The organism is Nocardia harenae NBRC 108248 (assembly GCF_001612885.1).
GTDB lineage: Bacteria > Actinomycetota > Actinomycetes > Mycobacteriales > Mycobacteriaceae > Nocardia > Nocardia harenae.
The window spans coordinates 69,274-87,859 of the sequence record NZ_BDBH01000009.1 but is presented as its reverse complement, the minus strand read 5'-3'; the positions used below and the strand labels follow the sequence as shown (position 1 = coordinate 87,859).

The 18,586-nt window shown below is 73.7% G+C and carries 14 protein-coding genes and 1 pseudogene; 8 read left to right on the top strand and 7 right to left on the bottom strand.

Annotated features, from left to right (window positions below):
• Positions 1 to 3: 3 nt before the first annotated feature.
• Both NH2_RS19795 and NH2_RS19790 read right to left on the bottom strand, forming a co-directional pair.
• A complete protein-coding gene (locus tag NH2_RS19795; protein WP_157103875.1) occupies positions 4 to 1,323 on the bottom strand; it encodes a DUF4192 domain-containing protein in 1,320 nt (439 codons plus the stop codon).
• Between the two features lie 89 nt (positions 1,324 to 1,412).
• Positions 1,413 to 2,129, bottom strand: a complete 717-nt coding sequence (locus NH2_RS19790; protein ID WP_067656330.1) for a hypothetical protein — start codon at positions 2,127 to 2,129, stop codon at positions 1,413 to 1,415.
• Positions 2,130 to 2,410: 281 nt separating this feature from the next.
• Between NH2_RS19790 and NH2_RS19785 the strand changes: the two genes are divergently transcribed.
• The 4 genes from NH2_RS19785 (at position 2,411) to speD (ending at position 8,223) form a co-directional block, all read left to right on the top strand.
• The gene (locus NH2_RS19785) at positions 2,411 to 3,355 is read left to right on the top strand and encodes a proteasome assembly chaperone family protein (protein ID WP_067656328.1); all 945 of its coding nucleotides are present in this window, start codon (positions 2,411 to 2,413) and stop codon (positions 3,353 to 3,355) included.
• A 76-nt stretch (positions 3,356 to 3,431) separates the two neighbouring features.
• Positions 3,432 to 5,906 carry a DEAD/DEAH box helicase gene (locus NH2_RS19780; protein ID WP_439951769.1) on the top strand — a complete coding sequence of 825 codons (2,475 nt, stop codon included), beginning with the start codon at positions 3,432 to 3,434 and terminating at the stop codon, positions 5,904 to 5,906.
• Entirely contained in the window at positions 5,903 to 7,024 is a 1,122-nt protein-coding gene (locus NH2_RS19775) for a type III PLP-dependent enzyme (protein ID WP_245650667.1), read from the top strand. Before NH2_RS19780 ends, NH2_RS19775 begins: the two co-directional genes overlap by 4 nt.
• The gene (gene speD, locus NH2_RS19770; protein WP_067656321.1) at positions 7,021 to 8,223 is read left to right on the top strand and encodes an adenosylmethionine decarboxylase; all 1,203 of its coding nucleotides are present in this window, start codon (positions 7,021 to 7,023) and stop codon (positions 8,221 to 8,223) included. Before NH2_RS19775 ends, speD begins: the two co-directional genes overlap by 4 nt.
• Before the next feature lie 5 nt (positions 8,224 to 8,228).
• Here speD and NH2_RS19765 read toward each other — a convergent pair whose 3' ends face one another.
• Positions 8,229 to 9,137 carry a hydrogen peroxide-inducible genes activator gene (locus NH2_RS19765; RefSeq protein WP_067656319.1) on the bottom strand — a complete coding sequence of 303 codons (909 nt, stop codon included), beginning with the start codon at positions 9,135 to 9,137 and terminating at the stop codon, positions 8,229 to 8,231.
• An 85-nt stretch (positions 9,138 to 9,222) separates the two neighbouring features.
• On the opposite strand from NH2_RS19765, the pseudogene NH2_RS19760 reads away from it, so the two are divergent.
• Both NH2_RS19760 and NH2_RS19755 read left to right on the top strand, forming a co-directional pair.
• A pseudogene (locus NH2_RS19760) lies at positions 9,223 to 9,474 on the top strand (thioredoxin domain-containing protein); the annotation flags it as partial.
• A gap of 64 nt (positions 9,475 to 9,538) precedes the next feature.
• The gene (locus NH2_RS19755) at positions 9,539 to 10,213 is read left to right on the top strand and encodes a PhzF family phenazine biosynthesis protein (RefSeq protein WP_067656315.1); all 675 of its coding nucleotides are present in this window, start codon (positions 9,539 to 9,541) and stop codon (positions 10,211 to 10,213) included.
• Here NH2_RS19755 and NH2_RS19750 read toward each other — a convergent pair whose 3' ends face one another.
• Positions 10,214 to 10,834 carry a Pr6Pr family membrane protein gene (locus NH2_RS19750; protein WP_067656311.1) on the bottom strand — a complete coding sequence of 207 codons (621 nt, stop codon included), beginning with the start codon at positions 10,832 to 10,834 and terminating at the stop codon, positions 10,214 to 10,216.
• A 138-nt stretch (positions 10,835 to 10,972) separates the two neighbouring features.
• Here NH2_RS19750 and hrpA point away from each other — a divergent pair, with 138 nt between their 5' ends.
• Entirely contained in the window at positions 10,973 to 15,031 is a 4,059-nt protein-coding gene (hrpA, locus tag NH2_RS19745) for an ATP-dependent RNA helicase HrpA (protein WP_067656308.1), read from the top strand.
• On the opposite strand, the gene nrdR is transcribed toward hrpA, so the two are convergent.
• The 3 genes from nrdR to NH2_RS19730 all read right to left on the bottom strand — a co-directional run bounded on the left by nrdR (position 15,028) and on the right by NH2_RS19730 (position 17,477).
• Positions 15,028 to 15,492, bottom strand: a complete 465-nt coding sequence (gene nrdR / locus NH2_RS19740; RefSeq protein ID WP_067656305.1) for a transcriptional regulator NrdR — start codon at positions 15,490 to 15,492, stop codon at positions 15,028 to 15,030. The two genes, hrpA and nrdR, sit on opposite strands and share 4 nt — an antisense overlap.
• A gap of 211 nt (positions 15,493 to 15,703) precedes the next feature.
• A complete protein-coding gene (locus tag NH2_RS19735) occupies positions 15,704 to 16,945 on the bottom strand; it encodes a hypothetical protein (RefSeq protein ID WP_067656290.1) in 1,242 nt (413 codons plus the stop codon).
• A 100-nt stretch (positions 16,946 to 17,045) separates the two neighbouring features.
• Positions 17,046 to 17,477 (bottom strand): hypothetical protein, encoded by a 432-nt coding sequence (locus NH2_RS19730; protein ID WP_067656287.1) that lies wholly within the window; start codon positions 17,475 to 17,477, stop codon positions 17,046 to 17,048.
• 413 nt (positions 17,478 to 17,890) lie between these two features.
• On the opposite strand from NH2_RS19730, the gene lexA reads away from it, so the two are divergent.
• Positions 17,891 to 18,583, top strand: a complete 693-nt coding sequence (gene lexA / locus NH2_RS19725; protein WP_067656773.1) for a transcriptional repressor LexA — start codon at positions 17,891 to 17,893, stop codon at positions 18,581 to 18,583.
• Positions 18,584 to 18,586 lie beyond the last annotated feature (3 nt).

Below are 18,586 nucleotides of genomic sequence, written 5' to 3'. Positions count from 1 at the left end.
CGGTCATCGCCGCGGCCCCAGGTCGAGGCCGAGATCGGTGGCGGACTCGTATCCGCACACGACCAGCCTGCGCAGCTGCGCCGGGCGCATCCCCGAGCGCAGCGAGGTCTCCAGCAGCACCGCCATCGGGTGGCCGGGCAGCGCGTCCAGCGCGATATCGAGCGCGATGCCTGCGAAGGGGCCGTCGCCGCGCAGGTAGGCGCTGTAGCCGAGCAGCGCGGCGGCCTCGGCCCGGTCGGCGCCGGTGAGCGCGCGGGTGAGCAGCAGCCAGAGCCGCTCGGCGGCGCCGGCGTGCGGGCCGGCGGCGAGCGCGAACATGACGTCGCGCACCGGGCGGTCGCGCAGCGCGACCGCGACGCGGGCCAGCTCGCGCGGCTGCGGCTCCGCGCCCGACTCCACCGCCGAGATCTGCCAGAGCACGAATTCCGCGGTGCGCCTGCTGTATTCGACCGGGGCACCGCGGCGAACGGCGTCGGCGTAGTCGGCGCGGGTGGCCGCGGCGACGACCGCGAGTTCCCCCTCGACAGCGGCCGCCAGCTCCGGCGCGGCGGCGACCATGGCGGTGAGCTCGCCGCGGGAGCCGCGCAGCTGCTGCCCGGACAGCACGTGGCCGAAGGCCACCGGGGAATCCGCCGGGTCGGGGAGCGTGCCCGCCGCGGCCGGGTCGAGCAGATCCCGCCACGGGGCGCCCGCGGTGAAGCCGGGCAGCGCGTAGGCGGCGCCGAGGGTGAGCCCGGCCGCGCCGAGGTGCTCGGCCAGCCCGGCCACCAGGGCGGTCCCCCGCTCGGGGTGGCCGCGCTCGTCGACGACGACGGCGATGATCTGCTCCACCGGCCCCGGGCCCCGGATATCGGCGACGCACGCGGCGACCGCGTCGGCGGGCAGCGCGGCGCCGCGCTCGGTCTCCAGGTCGAACCGCACCAACGCGTCCACGCCGGCCGTGCCGCGCGGCGCCCGCAGCCCGCCGCCCGGCGCGCGCAGCACCACGATCACCAGCGAGCGCTCCGGCGGGAACCCGACCATGGCGGGCACGGAGGCCAGCAGCGCGCCGGGCTCGCCCAGGTAGACGGTGGGGGCGTCGAACGGGGGTTCGGCACCCTCGCCGCAGTGCGGCGTGCGACCCGGCCCGGGCGGTGGCCCGGTGCGGTGCGGCCGCGCGGCCGAGCCGGTTCCCGCCGACCGCGTTGGCGCCGACTTCGGGAGGGATACCCGCGGCGTTCCCGCCGCGGGTCCGGTGGGACCCCGCCGTCGTGGCCGGGCGGGCGGCGGCGCCTCGGCGGCGGGCTCGGGCGGGCCGGGGAGGGAGTGCGCTGGAGTGGTCATGCGGCCACTGTGCCCGGCCGCCCACCCGAGAGCCCGGCTCCGACCTGCGCACGAGAAACCCTGGGGACAACCGCGCCCCTGTGCACAACTCAGTGCTCGCGCACCCGCTCGACCGCGGTCTCGAAGAGCTCCTGCACCGGCCCCGGCTCCGGCTCGGAACCGCCGAACACCATGCCGGTGACGGTGATGCGCACATCCCCCACCTGCCCGATCACAGTGCGCATGGTCTGGGTGAGCGCGGCGCCGCCGCGGTCGGGCAGCACGGTGCGGAGCAGCGCGAGCGCGTCGTCGGGGGCGGGGTCGGCGGCGGGCGGGTCGGCGAGCAGGTCGGTGACGACGGTGGCGGCCGCGCCCGCCCGCAGCACCCGGACGCTCCCGCAGTCGTCGAGCCGGGTGCGCAGCCGGGCCAGCGGCTGGTCGGTGCGGCTCAGCTCGACGGTGAGGCTGGCCCTCGACTCCTCGTCGGTGCCGACCGCGACCGCCGTCGTCCCCGGTTCGGCGCGCGCGGCGGGCGGGGTGCAGCGCGCCGGTTCGACGGTCGCGCCCGGCCCGACCCCGTCCAGGTCGCCCGCGGCCTGCACCGCGGCCTCGGCGGGGAGCCGCACCGCCGGGTACCCGGCCGGGAAGGACTCCGGCGCGGGCACCAGCTCGGTCAGCTCCGCGGTGACCGGCGCGGCGATGGTGGTCTGCTCGGCCGAGCCGGGGGAGCCGGGCAGCACCGTCCCGCAGCCGGCCAGCAGCACCGCCCCGGCCGACAGCCAGCAGGCGGGCAGGAGGCGGTGCCGAGGCAGCGAGACGGGGGTCACACCCCCACTCTGCAACACCCGCCCGGCCTGTCACGTCCTGCCACGCCGCGAATCGATGGTGAGGAACGGGTGCTCCCGGGTACTCCGGCAGCAGTTCAGGGAATGTCCGGGCACCGCCGGGGCGTTGACCGGAGCGGGTGCGCGACGACCGGGAACGGCCCGGTACGCGGCACGAGTTCCATGAGCGACAATGGAACAGGGTTCGCAGCACGACAGGCGGGCGTGTGAGCCGGAGAGTTCCCCCGCCCCGGTGCGGCGGATCGCGCAGGAAGGAGTACGCGATGGACAACGAGTCGCGGATGTACGAGCTGGAGTTCCCCGCTCCGCAGTTGTCGGCGCCCGACGGCTCGGGGCCGGTCCTGGTGCACGGGCTGGAGGGCTTCACCGACGCGGGCCACGCCGTGCGGCTGGCCACCACGCACCTGCGGGAGAGCCTGGAGAGCGAGCTGGTGGCCTCCTTCGACGTGGACGAGCTGCTCGACTACCGCTCCCGGCGCCCGCTCATGACCTTCAAGACCGACCACTTCGCCGACTACGCGGAGCCGGAGCTGAACCTGTGGGCGCTGCGCGACACCGCGGGCACCCCGTTCCTGCTGCTCGCCGGGATGGAGCCGGACCTGCGGTGGGAGAAGTTCACCACCGCGGTGCGGCTGCTGGCCGAGCAGCTCGGCGTGCGCCGAACGGTGGGGCTGAGCGCCATTCCGATGGCGATCCCGCACACCCGCCCGCTCGGCGTCACCGCGCACTCCTCGGACCGCTCGCTGATCGGCGACCACCAGCGCTGGCCCGGTGAGCTGCAGGTGCCGGGCAGCGCCTCCTCGCTGCTGGAGTACCGGATGGGGCAGCACGGCTACGAGTCGCTCGGGTTCAGCGTGCACGTGCCGCACTACCTGTCGCAGACCGCCTACCCGGAGGCCGCGCAGACGCTGCTGGAGAACGTCGCCGACAATGCCGGGCTGACCTTCCCGCTGGCCGCGCTCGGCGAGGCCGGGGCGCGGGTCCGCGAACAGGTGAACGAGCACATCGCGGGCAACCCCGAGGTGGAGACGGTGGTGCAGGCGCTGGAGCGGCAGTACGACAGCTTCGTCACCGCGCAGGAGCGGCAGTCCAGCCTGCTGGCAGGCGAGGGCGAGCTGCCGAGCGGCGACGAGCTCGGCGCCGAGTTCGAGCGCTTCCTTGCCGAGCAGACCGGCACCGACGACCAGGACGAGCCGGGCACCCGCTGAGCGCCGAGACCGCGGGGCCGCACCGGAACCCCCGGTGCGTAGGGTGGTCGGAGTGGATCTGACCGAGCTGCTCGACATTCCGGGCACCGACGCCGACGCGCTCTACGAGTCGTTCGGCGCCTGGGCCGCCGAGCGCGGCACGGCGCTGTATCCGGCGCAGGACGAGGCGCTGCTGGAGCTGGCCTCCGGCTCGAACGTCATCCTGGCCACCCCCACCGGGTCGGGCAAGTCGCTGGTCGCCGTCGGAGCGCACCTGTTCGCGCTCACCCGCGGGGTGCGCAGCTACTACACCGCACCGATCAAGGCGCTGGTGAGCGAGAAGTTCTTCGCGCTCTGCGAGCTGTTCGGCGCGGAGCGGGTCGGGATGGTCACCGGCGACGCCGCGGTGAACGCCGACGCCCCGATCATCTGCGCCACCGCCGAGATCCTGGCCAACCTGGCGCTGCGCGAGGGCGCGGCGGCCGAGGTGGGCCAGGTGGTGATGGACGAGTTCCACTTCTACGCCGACCCGGATCGCGGCTGGGCCTGGCAGGTGCCGCTGCTGGAGCTGCCGGGCGCGCAGTTCCTGCTGATGTCGGCGACGCTCGGCGAGGTCGACTTCTTCGCCGACGACCTGCGCCGCCGCACCGGCAATGCCACCGCCGTCGTGAGCGGGACCGAACGCCCGGTGCCGCTGACCTTCTCCTACGCCCGCACGCCGATCACCGAGACGCTGGAGGAGCTGGTCACCACGCACCAGGCCCCGGTCTACGTCGTGCACTTCACCCAGGCCGCCGCGCTGGAGCGGGCCCAGGCGCTGACCAGCGTCAACTTCGCCACCAGGGCGGAGAAGGACGCGATCGCCGCCGCCATCGGCAACTTCCGCTTCGCCGCGGGCTTCGGCCGCACCCTCTCCCGGCTGATCCGGCACGGCATCGGCGTGCACCACGCAGGCATGCTGCCCAAGTACCGCAGGCTCGTGGAGCGGCTGGCCCAGGACGGGCTGCTCAAGGTGGTCTGCGGCACCGATACGCTCGGCGTCGGGATCAATGTCCCGATCCGCACGGTGCTGCTCACCGGGCTCACCAAGTACGACGGCACCCGCACCCGGCGGCTCAAGGCCAGGGAATTCCACCAGATCGCGGGCCGGGCCGGGCGCGCCGGCTTCGACACCATGGGCACCGTCGTGGTGCAGGCCCCCGAGCACGAGGTGGAGAACACCCGGCTGCTGGCCAAGGCGGGCGACGACCCCAAGAAGCAGCGGAAGGTGCAGCGGCGCAAGCCGCCGGAGGGCTTCGTCTCCTGGAGCGAGGAGACCTTCCGCCGACTGGTCGACGCGCAGCCCGAGCCCATGGTCTCGCGGTTCCGGGTGACGAACTCGCTGCTGCTCAATGTGATCGCGCGGCCGGGGAACTGCTTCGCCGCCATGCGGCACCTGCTGGAGGAGAACCACGAGCCGCGCCCGGCGCAGCGCAGGCACATCCTGCGGGCCATCCGGCTGTACCGCGCGCTGCGCGACGCCGGGGTGGTGCAGCAGCTGGACGAGCCGGACCGGCACGGCCGGATGGCCAGGCTCACCGTCGACCTGCAGCGCGATTTCGCGCTCGACCAGCCGCTCTCGCCGTTCGCGCTGGCCGCGCTGGAGCTGCTGGACCGCGCGGCGCCCAGCTACACCCTGGACGTGGTCTCGCTGATCGAATCCACGCTCGAGGACCCCAGGCAGCTGCTGATGGCGCAGCAGCACAAGGCACGGGGCGAGGCGGTGGCCGAGATGAAGGCCGACGGCATCGAGTACGAGGAGCGGATGGAGCTGCTCGAGGAGGTCACCTGGCCCAAGCCGCTGGCCGAGCTGATCGAGCCCGCCTTCGAGACCTACCGGGCCGGGCACCCCTGGGTCTCCGAATTCGCGCCCGCGCCGAAATCGGTGGTGCGGGACATGGTCGAGCGCGCCATGACCTTCGCCGAGCTGATCGCGCACTACGAGCTGGCCCGCTCCGAGGGCGTGGTGCTGCGCTACCTGGCCGACGCCTACCGCGCGCTGCGCCGCACGGTGCCGGAGGCGGCCCGCACCGAGGAGCTCGACGACCTCACCGAGTGGCTGGGCGAGCTGGTGCGGCAGGTGGATTCCAGCCTGCTGGACGAGTGGGAGCAGCTCACCGCCCCGGGCGCCGAGGCCGACCAGCAGCAGCTCGCCTACGGCGCCGAGTCGGTGCGGCCGATCACCGCCAACGAGCGCGCCTTCCGGGTGCTGGTCCGCAACGCGCTGTTCCGCCGGGTCGAGCTGGCCGCGCTGCGACGCTGGGCGGCGCTCGCCGAGCTCGGCGCGGAGCCGGACTGGGAGACCGAGCTGGCGCCGTACTTCGAGGAGTACGGCGCGATCGGCACCGGGCCGGATGCCCGCGGCCCGCAGCTCTTCCGGGTCGAGCAGCGCCCCGATTTCTGGCACGTCCGGCAGACCCTGGCCGACCCGGCAGGCGACCACGGCTGGGCGATCGAGGCCATCGTCGACCTGGCCGAGTCCGATGCCGCGGGCGAGGTGGTGTTCGACGAGGTCACGGTGGCCGCGGGGTGATCGGCGGCGGCACCTCGCCGTGCCTCGTCCTGTACCCGGGACGCGTCACGGCGGCCTACCGCGCGCTCGGCGCGGCGCTGCCAGGAGCGCGAATCCGCTACGCGGTCAAGGCCACCCCGGTGCCGGAGGTGCTGCTGGCGCTGGCCGCGGCGGGCGCGGAGTTCGACGTGGCGAGCCCGGGCGAGATCGAGCTCTGCCTCGGGCTCGGGATCGCGCCGGAGCTGCTCTGCTACGGCAACACCGTGAAGAAGGCGGCGCAGATCGCGGACGCGTTCGCCGCCGGGGTGCGCCGGTACGCCTTCGACACCGCCGACGACCTGCACCGGATCGCCGCGCAGGCACCGGGTTCCGAGGTGGAGTGCCGCTTCCTGCCCGCCACCCCGCCCTCGCGCACCCCGTTCGGCAGCAAGTTCGGCTGCGCCCCCGACGAGGTGGCGCCGCTGCTGACCGCCGCCCGCGATCTGGGGCTGGTCCCCGCCGGGCCGTACTTCCACGTGGGCTCGCAGCAGACCGACCCCGCCGCCTGGCGGATCGGGCTGGAGCAGGCGGGCCGGATCGCCGCGCAGCTCGCCGCGGACGGCATCCCGGTGCGCAGCGTGAACATCGGTGGCGGGCTGCCGATCTCGTACGCCGACCCGGCGCCGCACCTCGCCGAGCTGGGCGCGGTGATCACCGCGGCGGCCCGCGAGCACCTGCCGCCGGGCACCGCGCTGGTGGTCGAGCCGGGCCGGGCGCTGACCGGCGCGGCGGGCGAGCTGCACTGCGAGGTGGTGGCGGTGCGGATCGCCCCGGACCGGCGGCGCTGGGTGTACCTCGACGTCGGCCGGTACAGCGGGCTGGCCGAGACGGAGAACGAGTACATCGTGTACCGGATCGCCACCGAGCGGGACGGCGATCCGGTCGCCGAGGCGGTGCTGGCCGGGCCGACCTGTGACGGCGACGATGTACTGTATCAACGCACGCGCGTCCTGCTCCCGGTCACACTGCGAGCGGGCGATCGCGTCCGAATCCTCGACACCGGCGCCTACACGGCGAGCTACGCATCGGTGTCCTTCAACGGTTTCCCGCCCCTGACGGTGCATGTCGCGGGCGCTGAGCGAGAGTGGGTGCAGTCATGACGGCGGAGTTCACCGGCAGGCACGTGCTGGCCGAGTTCGGTGGCGTCGATCCGGTGCTCTGCGACGATCCGGAGCGCCTGGAGGCCGCGCTGCGCGCGGCGTTGACCGAGGCGGGCGCGACCGTCTGCGACGTGGTGCGCCGCAAGTTCGCGCCGCAGGGCGCGACGGTGCTCGCGCTGCTCGCGGAGTCGCACGCCTCGCTGCACACCTACCCGGAGTCCGGCGACATCTTCGTCGACGTCTTCACCTGCGGCAGCCTCGGCGCAGGGGCGGAGCACGCGGTCGAGCTGCTGCGTAAGGCGCTCGACCCGAAGGAGGTGCGCATGTCGACCGTGCCGCGCGGGCGCGCCGGGCAGCGGATCGAGGAGCCGCTCGCTCCCGGGCTGACCCGGGTGTGGGAGCTCTCCGAGGTCGTCGTCGACACGCACACCCCCTACCAGCACATGGTGATCGCGCGGACCGAGCAGGGCATCTCGCTCTTCTCCGACGGCGACCGGCAGTCCACCGAGGCGGCCCAGCTCACCTACCACGAGGCCATGATGGTGCCCGCCTTCGTGCTGGCCGAGAAGCTGGACACGGTACTGATCATCGGCTCCGGCGAGGGCGTCGCGAGCCGGATGGCGGTGGCCGCGGGGGTGACCAGGGTGGACCACGTCGACATCGACCGGCTCGAGGTCGAGCTGTGCGCGCGGCACCTCCCCTACGGCTACACGCCCGAGGAGCTGGACGCGGCGGTGCGCGGCGACGGGCCGATCACCGTGCACTACGCCGACGGCTGGGACTTCCTGGCGCGGGCAGCGACGGCGGGCACCCGCTACGACGTCATCGTGATCGACCTCCCGGACGAGCGGCCGGAGGAGGCGCAGCACAACCGGCTCTACGAGGCCGAATTCCTGACCCGCTGCCGGGAGCGGCTCGCGCCGGGCGGGGTGCTCGCCGCGCAGGCGGGCTGTGCGACGCTGTGGCGCAACGAGACCCTGAAGCGCTCCTGGCAGCGGTTCCACGACCACTTCGGCACGGTGGTGCACTACGGCAGCGACGAGCACGAGTGGTCGTTCCTGTTCGGCCTGGCCGACCGGATCGGCGACCCGGTGCCCGGCATGATCGACCGGCTCGGCACGCTGCCCTACCGGGCGAGCACCGTCGACGCCAGGGCACTGTGGCGGGGCACCATCGAGCCGCGGTCGCTGCGGGCCTGACCGGCTCAGCGCGGCCGGTACTCGCGGATGAGCGCGGCGAGCTGCTCGTAGTCGTCGCGGCGGCCGGTGGAGGAGCGGAACACCAGCCCGATGGTCCGGCCGGGCGCGGGCGTGGCGAAGCGCGCGGTGTCGAGCGTGCCGCGCGCGGTCTCCGCGGCCACCGCGGACTCCGGGATGAGCGTGACGCCGAGCCCGCCCGCCACGCACTGCACCACCGTCGCCAGCGACGCCGCTCTGGTGTCGCCGACCGAGCCGGGGTGGGCGTCCGCGGCGCGGCACAGCTCCAGGGTCTGGTCGCGCAGGCAGTGCCCCTCGTCGAGGAGGAGCAGTGGCAGCGCGTCCAGCGCGGCGGGGGCCAGGTCGGCGCGCCCGCCCAGCTCGTGCCCAGGCGGGGTGACCAGCACGAATTCCTCGGAGTAGAGCTCGATCTCGCGGACGCCCGGCGCCTCGGTGGGCAGCGCGAGCAGCGCGACGTCGAGCACGCCGGTGCGCAGGCCGTTCAGCAGCCGGGCGGTCTGGTCCTCGACCACCTGCGGCAGCAGCCCTGGCATGTGCTCGCGCAGCCGGGGCAGCAGCGCGGGCAGCAGGTACGGCGCGACGGTGGGGATGATGCCGAGCCGCAGCGTGCCGCCGAGGCCGTCGCCGGTGGCCGCGGCGAGGAAGCGGTCCGCCGCCTCCAGCGTCGCGCGGGCCTGCGGCAGCAGCCGCAGCCCGGCCCCGGTCACCAGCACCCGTCGCGTGCTGCGCTCGATCAGCTGCAACCCGAGGCCGTGCTCCAGCGCCGCCAGTGCCTGCGACAACGTGGGTTGACTCACACCGAGCCGGGCTGCGGCCGTACCGAAGTGCCGATACTCCGCCACCGCGACGAACGCGCGCAGCTGTGACAGGGTGGGCTGATAAGTCTGATCAGACACACCTATCAGTGTAGTGCGACCGATCACCTTTACCTTTAACTGGCAGCGCGGCCAGATCATCGGTGAGCTTTCCCGTCGAACAACCAAGCGCGAGCTGGTCACCGCGACCGGTGTGCTGAACGCCGACGGCGTCGCCGACCGCGCCTCCTTCATCGTCGACCCGAACAACGAGGTCCAGTTCGTCTCGGTCACCGCGGTTTCCGTCGGCCGGAACGTGGACGAGGTGTAGCGCGTGCTGGACGCGCTGCAATCCGACGAGCTGTGCGCCTGCAACTGGAAGAAGGGCGACCCGACCATCGACGCGGGCGAGCTGCTCTCCGCCGGCGCGGCGGTCTGACCTCGTTCGATCCGGACCCCGTCCACGCGTGGACGGGGTCCGTTCGCGGGTAGGCTGGCCCGGCATGGGCATCCGAGTGGAAGTGGTGCGTGTGTTCACCGACGCGAGCGGCCGGTTCGGCAACCGGCTCGGCATCGCCCGCGCGGCCGAGGTCCCCGAGCGCGAGCGGCAGGAGCTGGCCCGGCGCGCCGGGTACAGCGAGACGGTGGTGGCGGGCGAGCCGGTGGACGGCGTCGCGCCGCTGCGGATCTACACCCCCGCCGTCGAACTGCCCTTCGCCGGGCACCCCTCGGTCGGCGCCGCGTGGTGGTTCCTGCGCCGCGGCACCCCGGTCACCGCGCTGCGGGTGCCCGCGGGCACGGTCGCGGTGCAGAGCGCCGACGATCTCACCTGGATCACCGCCAGGGCCGACTGGACGCCGGACTTCGTCTTCCACCGCTACGAGACGGCCGGCGAGGTGACCTCGCTCGACCCCGCGGACTTCCCCGGCGGGCCGCACTACGCGTGGGCGTGGAGCGACGAGCATCGCGGCAGCATCCGCAGCCGGATGTTCGGCCCGACCATGGGCATCACCGAGGACGAGGCGACCGGAGCCGCCGCCGTGGCGATCACCGCGCAGCTGCGCCGCGGGCTGCACATCACCCAGGGCGCGGGGTCGCACCTGTTCACCCAGTGGGATTCGGACGGCTGGGTGCGGCTCGGCGGCCGGGTCGCCGAGGACACCGTCGCCGAGCTCTGATCAGCTCCGCACCCGCGGGTGCCTGAGCTCGCCGATCCCGGCCACCGCGGCCGCGAGCAGCACGAACACCACGGCGAGCAGCACCAGCCCGAGCGCAAGCGAGACGTACCCCTGCTGTCTCGGGTCGAGAAACGGGTACGGGTACCAGTCCACGACGGGCCCGCGCACCAGCGTGTAGACGGCGTACACCGCGGGGTACGCCAGCCAGGCGCCGATCAGGCCGGGGGTGATCCCGAGGCGGCGCGGCACCAGGATCCAGTCGGCCAGCAGCACCAGCGGCAGGATGCGGTGCAGCACGTCGTTGATCCAGCGGTCGGTGAGCGCGACGTCGATATTCGCCAGCAGCACCGCGTACACCACGCCGGTGATCACCAGGTAGAGCGTGGCGGCGCCGCGCAGCAGCTGCCAGCGCCTGCCGTCCGGGTCGAGCACGCCGCCGATCAGCAGCACCAGCACGCCGATGACGTTGGACTGGATGGTGAAGTAGCTGAAGAAGTTGCCGATCGAGAACTCCGGCACATCCAGGTTGCGCAGCGGGATCCAGAGCAGCGCCAGCACCCCGAGCGCACCGAAGGCGACCCTGGCCGCGCGGATCCACCCGGCCGTACCCGCAGCTGTCATGCGCCGATGATCGCACGGGCTCGGAGCCCGCCGCGGTATCCGGCGAATCCCCGGCTACCGCGTGCCGCTGTGCCGCTGGTCACCGGAGCGAAACGCAGGCGCGGGAACAGCGTCGGCTTCGCTAGGCTGGTGGACGCAATGAGCAGTACTACCGCCACCGGACGCCGCGAGCTCCGCACCCGCCTGGCGAACCTCTCGCTTCGCGACGAACACCGGCTACGCCGCAGGCTGGATCGGGCCAAGGGCCCCGAAACGGCCGCGCTGGAAGCCGAGATCACCGCCGCCGAACAGCGGATCGAGGCGCGCCGCGCCGCCGTGCCCGCGATCCGGTACCCCGAGCAGCTGCCGGTCACCGCCAGGCGCGAGGACATCGCCGCCGCCATCGCCGCCAACCAGGTGGTGATCGTGGCCGGTGAGACCGGCTCCGGCAAGACCACGCAGATCCCGAAGATCTGCCTGGAGCTGGGGCGCGGCATTCGCGGCACCATCGGGCACACCCAGCCGCGGCGGCTCGCCGCACGCACCGTGGCCGAGCGGATCGCCGAGGAGCTCGGCACCGAGCTCGGCGACGTCGTCGGCTACACCGTGCGCTTCACCGACCAGGCGTCGGATCGCACCCTGGTCAAGCTCATGACCGACGGCATCCTGCTCGCCGAGATCCAGCGCGACCGGATGCTGCGCCGTTACGACACGATCATCATCGACGAGGCGCACGAGCGCAGCCTCAATATCGACTTCTTGCTCGGCTACCTGGCACAGCTGCTGCCGCGGCGCCCCGACCTCAAGATCGTGATCACCTCGGCGACCATCGACCCCGAGCTGTTCGCCCGGCACTTCGCCGCGCCGGACGGCACGCCGGCGCCGATCGTGGAGGTGTCCGGGCGGTCGTACCCGGTGGAGATCCGGTACCGGCCGCTTTCCATGGAGCTGCCGTCCGCGCGCGACGAGGACGACGAGGAATCCACCGTGGTGGACCGCGACCCGGTGGACGCCATCGGCGACGCGGTGCGCGAGCTCTTCGCCGAGGGCGACGGCGACGTGCTGGTCTTCCTCTCCGGCGAGCGCGAGATCCGGGACACCGCAGACGCGCTGCGCGAGCTGAAGCTGCCGCGCACCGAGATCCTGCCGCTCTACGCCCGGCTCTCCGCAGCCGAGCAGCACCGGGTCTTCGCGCCGCACGCCGGGCGCCGCGTCGTGCTCGCCACCAATGTCGCCGAGACCTCGCTGACCGTGCCGGGCATCCGGTACGTGATCGACCCCGGCACCGCGCGGATCTCCCGCTACTCCGTGCGCACCAAGGTGCAGCGGCTGCCGATCGAGCCGGTCTCCCAGGCGTCGGCGCGGCAACGCTCCGGGCGCTGCGGGCGCGTCGCCGACGGCATCGCCATCCGGCTCTACAGCGAGGACGACTTCGAGTCCAGGCCCGCTTTCACCGAGCCGGAGATCCTGCGCACCAACCTGGCCGCGGTGATCCTGCAGATGACCGCGCTCGGGCTCGGCGACATCGAGAGCTTCCCCTTCCTGCAGCCGCCGGAGTACCGCGCCATCCGCGACGGCATCGCGCTGCTGCAGGAGCTCGGCGCGCTCGGCGCCGCCGGCACCGATGCCGACGCGGCGGTGCGCACCGAGGCACAGCGGCTCGCGCTCACCGCCGTCGGCCGGGAGATGGCGCAGCTGCCGGTCGACCCGCGGATGGCGCGCATGCTGGTCGAGGCGCAGCGCACCGGCTGCCTCGCCGAGGTGCTGGTGATCGTGGCGGCGCTCTCCATCCAGGACGTGCGCGAGCGTCCGGTGGAGCAGCAGCAGGCGGCGGATGCCAAACACGCGCGGTTCGTCGTCGAAGGCTCCGACTTCCTCGCCTTCCTGAAGCTGTGGGATCACCTCGGCGAGCAGCGGAAGTCGCTCAGCGGGAATCAGTTCCGGCGCATGTGTCGCGAGGATTTCCTGCACTACCTGCGGATTCGGGAGTGGCAGGATCTGCACGGGCAGTTGCGGACGATTACCAGGGGGCTGGGGTGGGGTGATTCCGGCGCCGACAGCGCGTCGGGGGCCGCAGGCTCCAGGAACAACGGCCGCCGTGGCGGCCGACCGGCGCCCACGCGGGAACCGGCACCGGACACCGCCGCACAGGACGGCGAGGCCGCCTACGACGCCCCATCGATCCACCAGGCCCTCCTGGCCGGAATGCTCAGCCACCTCGGCGTCCGCGAGGCCGAATCCCGCGAATTCCTCGGCGCCCGCAACGCCAAGTTCATGATCTTCCCCGGCTCCGCCCTCGCCAGGAAGCCTCCGCGCTGGGTCATGGCCGCCGAACTGGTGGAGACCTCCCGCCTGTGGGGCCGCATGGCCGCGAAGGTGGAGCCGGAGTGGGCCGAACGCCTCGCCGGCGACCTGGTGAAGCGCACCTACTCCGAACCGCACTGGTCCGCCAAGCGCGGCGCCGCCCAGGCCTACGAGCGGGTCACGCTCTACGGCCTCCCGCTGATCCCCCGCCGCGCCGTCGATTTCGGCCGCATCGACCCCGAGCTCTCCCGCGAGCTCCTCATCCGGCACGCCCTGGTGCAGGGCGAGTGGCAGACCAGGCACGAGTTCTTCCACCGCAACCGCGCCCTGCTCGAGGACGTCGCCGACCTCGAGCATCGGGCCCGCCGCCGCGACATCCTGGTCGACGACGAGGTGCTGTTCCAGTTCTACGCCGGGCGGCTCCCCGCCGATATCGTCTCGGTGCGGCACTTCGACACCTGGTGGCGCACCGCCCGCAAGGCCGACCCCGCGCTGCTCGACTTCGATACCGCAACCGTGGTCAATCAGGGCGTCGCCGCGCTCGACCCGACCGACTTCCCGGACACGTGGCGTCAGGGCGAACTCACCTTCCCGCTGACCTACCAGTTCGAACCGGGCACCGAGGAGGACGGGCTCACCGTCCGGATCCCGGTGGAGCAGCTGGCCCATGTCCGCCCGGTCGGCTTCGACTGGCTGGTGCCCGGTATGCGCGCCGAACTCGCCACCGCGCTCATCAAGACCCTGCCGAAGTCGCTGCGCCGCAGCGTCGTCCCGGCCCCCGACTTCGCCGCCGCCGCCCTGGCCGCGCTCACCCCGCGCGCCGAGCCCCTGACCACCGGACTCGCGCGCGAACTCTCCCGGCTCGGCTCGATCACCGTCACGCCCCGCGACCTGGACACCGCCGCACTCCCCCCGCACCTGCGCGCCACCTTCGCCGCGCTCGACCGCTCGGGCCGGGTGCTCGACCGGGACAAGAGCCTCACCGCGCTGAAATCCCGCCTCGCCGAGGACGTCTCGCGTTCGGTGGCGAAGGCGACCGCGGGTGCCGAGCGCGCACCGGCGGCGGTGTGGACGTCGGAATCGCTCGGCACGCTGCCGCCGACGGTGCGCCGCGAGGTCGCGGGCCAGACCGTCACCGGCTACCCGGCGCTGGTGCCGGAGCCGGACGGTGTCGCGGTGCGGGTGCTGAGCTCACCCGCCGAACAGGCCGCCGCCATGCGCGCGGGCACCCGGGCCCTGCTGCTGGCCGCGCTGCCGGGCAGCACCAAGGCGGTCACCTCCGGGCTCGCCCCCGCCGACCGCCTCGCCCTCGGCCGCAACCCCTACGGCTCGCTGGACGCCCTCGTCGAGGACTGCCGCGCCGCGGCCGCCGACGAACTGCTCACCGCCGAGGGCGGGCCGGTGCGCGACCCGAAGGAGTTCGAGGCCCTGGTGGCCCGGGTGCGCCCGCGCTTCACCGGCACCGTCGCCGCGATCGTCCGCCTGGTCGCCCCGGTCCTCGCCGCCGCCACCGAACTGGAGGGCGCGCTCGCCGACACCACCGAGCGCGACATCGCCGACGACGTCCGCAGGCAACTGGCCGACCTGGTCTTCCCCGGCTTCGTCTCCGACCACGGCCCCGCCCGGCTCCGCGAACTCCCCCGCTACCTGCGCGCCGCCACCGCCCGCCTGCACGCCCTCCCCGCCTCCGCGCCCCGCGACCGCCAGGGGATGGACCAGCTCGACCGCGTCCTCACCGCCTACGCCGGCCTCCTCACCGCGCTCCCCGCCCCCCGCCGCACCACCCGCGCCGTCACCGACATCTGGTGGATGATCGAGGAGCTGCGTGTCAGCCTCTTCGCCCAGAGACTCGGCACCCCCTACCCGATCTCCGCCAAGCGGATCGAGAAGGCGATCGCGAGCCTCCGCGGTTAGTCGGCGGCGGCCACGGCGCGGGCCTCGCGCATCTGGGTGATCTCGCGTTCGAAGTCGGCGGCGGAGGTGAAGGAGCGGTAGACGGAGGCGAAGCGGAGGTAGGCGACCTCGTCGAGGTCGCGCAGCGGGCCGAGGATGGCGAGGCCGACCTCGTGGCTCGGCACCTCGGGGGAGCCCTTGGCGCGCACCGCGTCCTCGACCTTCTGGGCGAGCAGGTTCAGGGCGTCGTCGTCGACTTCGCGGCCCTGGCAGGCGCGGCGGACGCCGCGGATGACCTTCTCACGGCTGAACGGCTCGGTGACGCCGCTGCGTTTGACGACCGAGAGGATGGCGGTCTCGACGGTCGTGAAGCGCCTGCCGCACTGCGGGCAGGAGCGGCGGCGGCGGATGGCCGTGCCCTCCTCCGCCTCACGGGAGTCGACGACCCGGGAGTCGGGGTGCCTGCAGTACGGGCAATGCATCCGGGAGTCCTTCGTCCAGGCGGGTGCTCGCGGCCGGGCCGGGTGGGGAGCGCGCTGTCGCGACCCGGCGAGCACATGTGCCGGGCGCGTCCGCCGCGGCACGGGGTGAGCCGGCGCCACCCGGCGCGGTCACCGCTATCACTGGCAGGATACCCGGCCGGGCGCGCCGTGGGTTGGCTCCACCCCTGCTCGGCACCGGATACCACGCCGCTCATCCCCCGATCCGCCACTGGCCGGAGAGGTCGGCGAGCAGGTCGGGCAGCCGGGCGACCAGCCTGCCGCGGGACAGTTTGGCCGGGTACGGCTCGGCTAGCACGCCGGCGGCGAGCCCGGTGTCCCGCTTCAGGTCGATGTGCCGGAGCACCAGATCCTCGGTGATGTAGCGCCAGCGGTCGTCCCGGTCGGCCCAGTTGAAGGCGGGCAGCGGGGTGCGCAGCACCAGGTCGCCCGCGCGCACGGTGGCGGGGGCGAAGGTGCCGGGCGCGCGCACGCCGGGGACCGCGGGCTTGGCCGCGATGGTGCTGACGTAGGTGAGCACCCGGCCGATGCCGTCCCTGGCCGCGGCGGTGGTGTCCCACTGGTCGGCGACGACGACGTTCTGTTCGCGATCGGTCATCCGGTAGAGCGCGTCGACGTACCCGGCGGTGCCACCCGCGGCGATCCCGGCCCAGGCGGCGCGCATGCCTGCGTCGATCGCTCCGGCCGCGGCGAACTCGTCGATCCCGGCCATACCGCGGGCCAGGTACGCCTCGTGCTGCGGCACCAGGTCGATGAAGATGTGCTTCTGCATGGCCAGCAGCCGGGTCTGGAACCAGCCGACGTCGGCGGCGGTGAGCCGCGGGCCCGCCGCGGCGAGCAGCCGGATGTCCTCCGGGGTGTGCTCGGCCAGCTCCGGCGGGGTGCGCTCCAACTGGTCGGCGACGGCGGTGCCGAGCGCGTGCAGCCCGGGCAGGTCGATGATCCGGCCCGCGTCGTCCATGTCGAAGAACCCGGAGGCGAAGGAGCCGCCGGCCAGCCCGGCCAGCCCGGCCCACCAGAACTCCGGGTGCGCGCTCGCCAGCCGCAGGTAGTTCACGTAGACCAGGTTGAAGGTGTGCGCGTTGACCGCGGGGCCGCGCCGCGGATCCCAGCCCGCGAGGTCGATGCGCGCATTGCCCGCGGCGACCACGAGCCAGTACTGCCGGAGCAGCGCGGTGTAGCGGCGGGCGGGCACCCCGGCGGCGCGGGCCTGGTCCAGCGCCGCGCCGAGCACCGCCACGTCCGACGGCAGCCCGGGGTGCACTCCGCCCGCGCGCTCACCGTCCGCGTCCACCACCGCCAGGTCGAGGTAGCCCGCGTACAGCGGCGCCGCCCGGACCGGGGCGAACGCGCCCGGAAGCACCAGCAGGCAGGCGAGCAGAACGGCGTGGCAGAGCAGTCCGAGCGCGGGAAACTCGGTGCGGGAGCGCGTCATTGCGGATCCGCCTCTCGATCGCGGCACAGGTGCGCGGGAGGTGTGTGCCGCGACGATAGCAACCGGTTCCAGTTCGCGAGCAAGGTTCCGGCGAATCGCGTTACGCGACAGGCACACTCCATGCCGGAACCGCGACCACGGCTGCGGCGCCCGGCATCCCGGGCTCGGAGACGGGCGCGGAGCGCCACTGCGCGAGCAGCAGGATCGCGACCACGATCAGCGCGGTGACGAGCGCGGTGACGGCGAGCGTGGCCAGCCCGGCCCGCGCCTGTTCGACCCGGCGCAGCGGGTGCGCGCCGCGGGGGCGCCGCGGCAGCGGCCGGTGCTCGGCGACCGCGCCGCGGCGTGGCCGCCCGTCGGCGGGGCGGCGCTCGTCGATCCGGCGTGGGCGCCGCCGGGCCGGTGCGGGGGCGCCGCGGCGCGCGACCGGCCCGCCGCGGCGGGCTGCGGGTGCCTGGCATCCCCCGGGGCGGCCCGGCCCGGACTGCCCGGAATCTCCCGTGCTCCTGTCGAATTCGAGCGCTGTGCTCATCGGAATTCCTCCGTGTACCGGCACCGCCGGTCGAGTTGCTGACTGTGGCTCGTCAGGGCCGTCGGGGCGACGGCGATGTTGCGCTGCTGCAACTGCCGGAACCGGCCTCGGCGTGCGGTTTCGCCACCGCCGTCCGAACCGGTTCGCTCACATGTTCGAGGGAACGTATGTTCGATTTCTACCACGCGGGGCGAGTGCGCGCCAGCCGCGACACGGACTCGCGTCGAACAGATGTTTGATACTCGGCCCGCGGCAGTCTAGGTTTGGAGCAACACCCGGGCGCGAGGCCCGGAGACGGACGCCCCGGGCGGCATCCGGGCGGGGCGCGGACAGGAAGGCGGGTTGCGGTGGGCCACAGGGACGACGCGGGTGACGAGGGCGGTCCCGGTACCGATACCCGCGGCACCGATACGATCGGGGCCGAGAGTAACGGGACGGGAGCGGATCTCACCGTGCGTCAGCGCCGGGTGCTCGACGTCATCCGGTCGTCGGTGAGCGAGCGCGGGTATCCGCCCAGCATCCGGGAGATCGGCGACGCGGTGGGGCTCACCTCCACCTCGTCGGTGGCGCACCAGCTGCGGGCCCTGGAGCGCAAGGGCTACCTCCGGCGCGACCCGAACCGTCCGCGCGCGGTCGACGTGCGCGGGCTGGACGAGGCCGTGCGCGCGGTGACGAGCCTGCCGGCGGGCGGCGCGGTCGACACCGACGAGGTGCCGGAGAGCGCCACCCCGACCCCGGCCTTCGTCCCGGTGCTCGGCCGGATCGCCGCCGGTGGCCCGATCCTGGCCGAGCAGGCGGTGGAGGACGTCTTCCCGCTGCCGAAGGAGCTGGTCGGCGAGGGCTCGCTGTTCCTGCTCAAGGTGGTCGGGCAGTCCATGGTCGACGCGGCGATCTGCGACGGCGACTGGGTGGTGGTGCGGCAGCAGAACGTCGCCGACAACGGCGACATCGTCGCCGCCATGCTGGACGGCGAGGCCACGGTGAAGACCTTCAAGCGCACCGGCACCGACGTCTGGCTGCTGCCGCACAACCCGCACTTCGAGCCGATCGCGGGCAACGACGCGCAGATCCTCGGCAAGGTCGTCACCGTCATCCGCAAGATCTGAGCC

What these genes read in the sequence shown, in the direction of transcription:
- NH2_RS19795 (WP_157103875.1), bottom strand. Translation starts at nt 1,323, where the DNA reads ATGACCACTCCAGCGCACTCCCTCCCCGGCCCGCCCGAGCCCGCCGCC.
- NH2_RS19785 (WP_067656328.1), top strand. Translation starts at nt 2,411, where the DNA reads ATGGACAACGAGTCGCGGATGTACGAGCTGGAGTTCCCCGCTCCGCAG.
- speD (WP_067656321.1), top strand. Translation starts at nt 7,021, where the DNA reads ATGACGGCGGAGTTCACCGGCAGGCACGTGCTGGCCGAGTTCGGTGGC.
- NH2_RS19755 (WP_067656315.1), top strand. Translation starts at nt 9,539, where the DNA reads ATGGGCATCCGAGTGGAAGTGGTGCGTGTGTTCACCGACGCGAGCGGC.
- NH2_RS19750 (WP_067656311.1), bottom strand. Translation starts at nt 10,834, where the DNA reads ATGACAGCTGCGGGTACGGCCGGGTGGATCCGCGCGGCCAGGGTCGCC.
- hrpA (WP_067656308.1), top strand. Translation starts at nt 10,973, where the DNA reads ATGAGCAGTACTACCGCCACCGGACGCCGCGAGCTCCGCACCCGCCTG.
- nrdR (WP_067656305.1), bottom strand. Translation starts at nt 15,492, where the DNA reads ATGCATTGCCCGTACTGCAGGCACCCCGACTCCCGGGTCGTCGACTCC.
- NH2_RS19735 (WP_067656290.1), bottom strand. Translation starts at nt 16,945, where the DNA reads ATGACGCGCTCCCGCACCGAGTTTCCCGCGCTCGGACTGCTCTGCCAC.
- NH2_RS19730 (WP_067656287.1), bottom strand. Translation starts at nt 17,477, where the DNA reads ATGAGCACAGCGCTCGAATTCGACAGGAGCACGGGAGATTCCGGGCAG.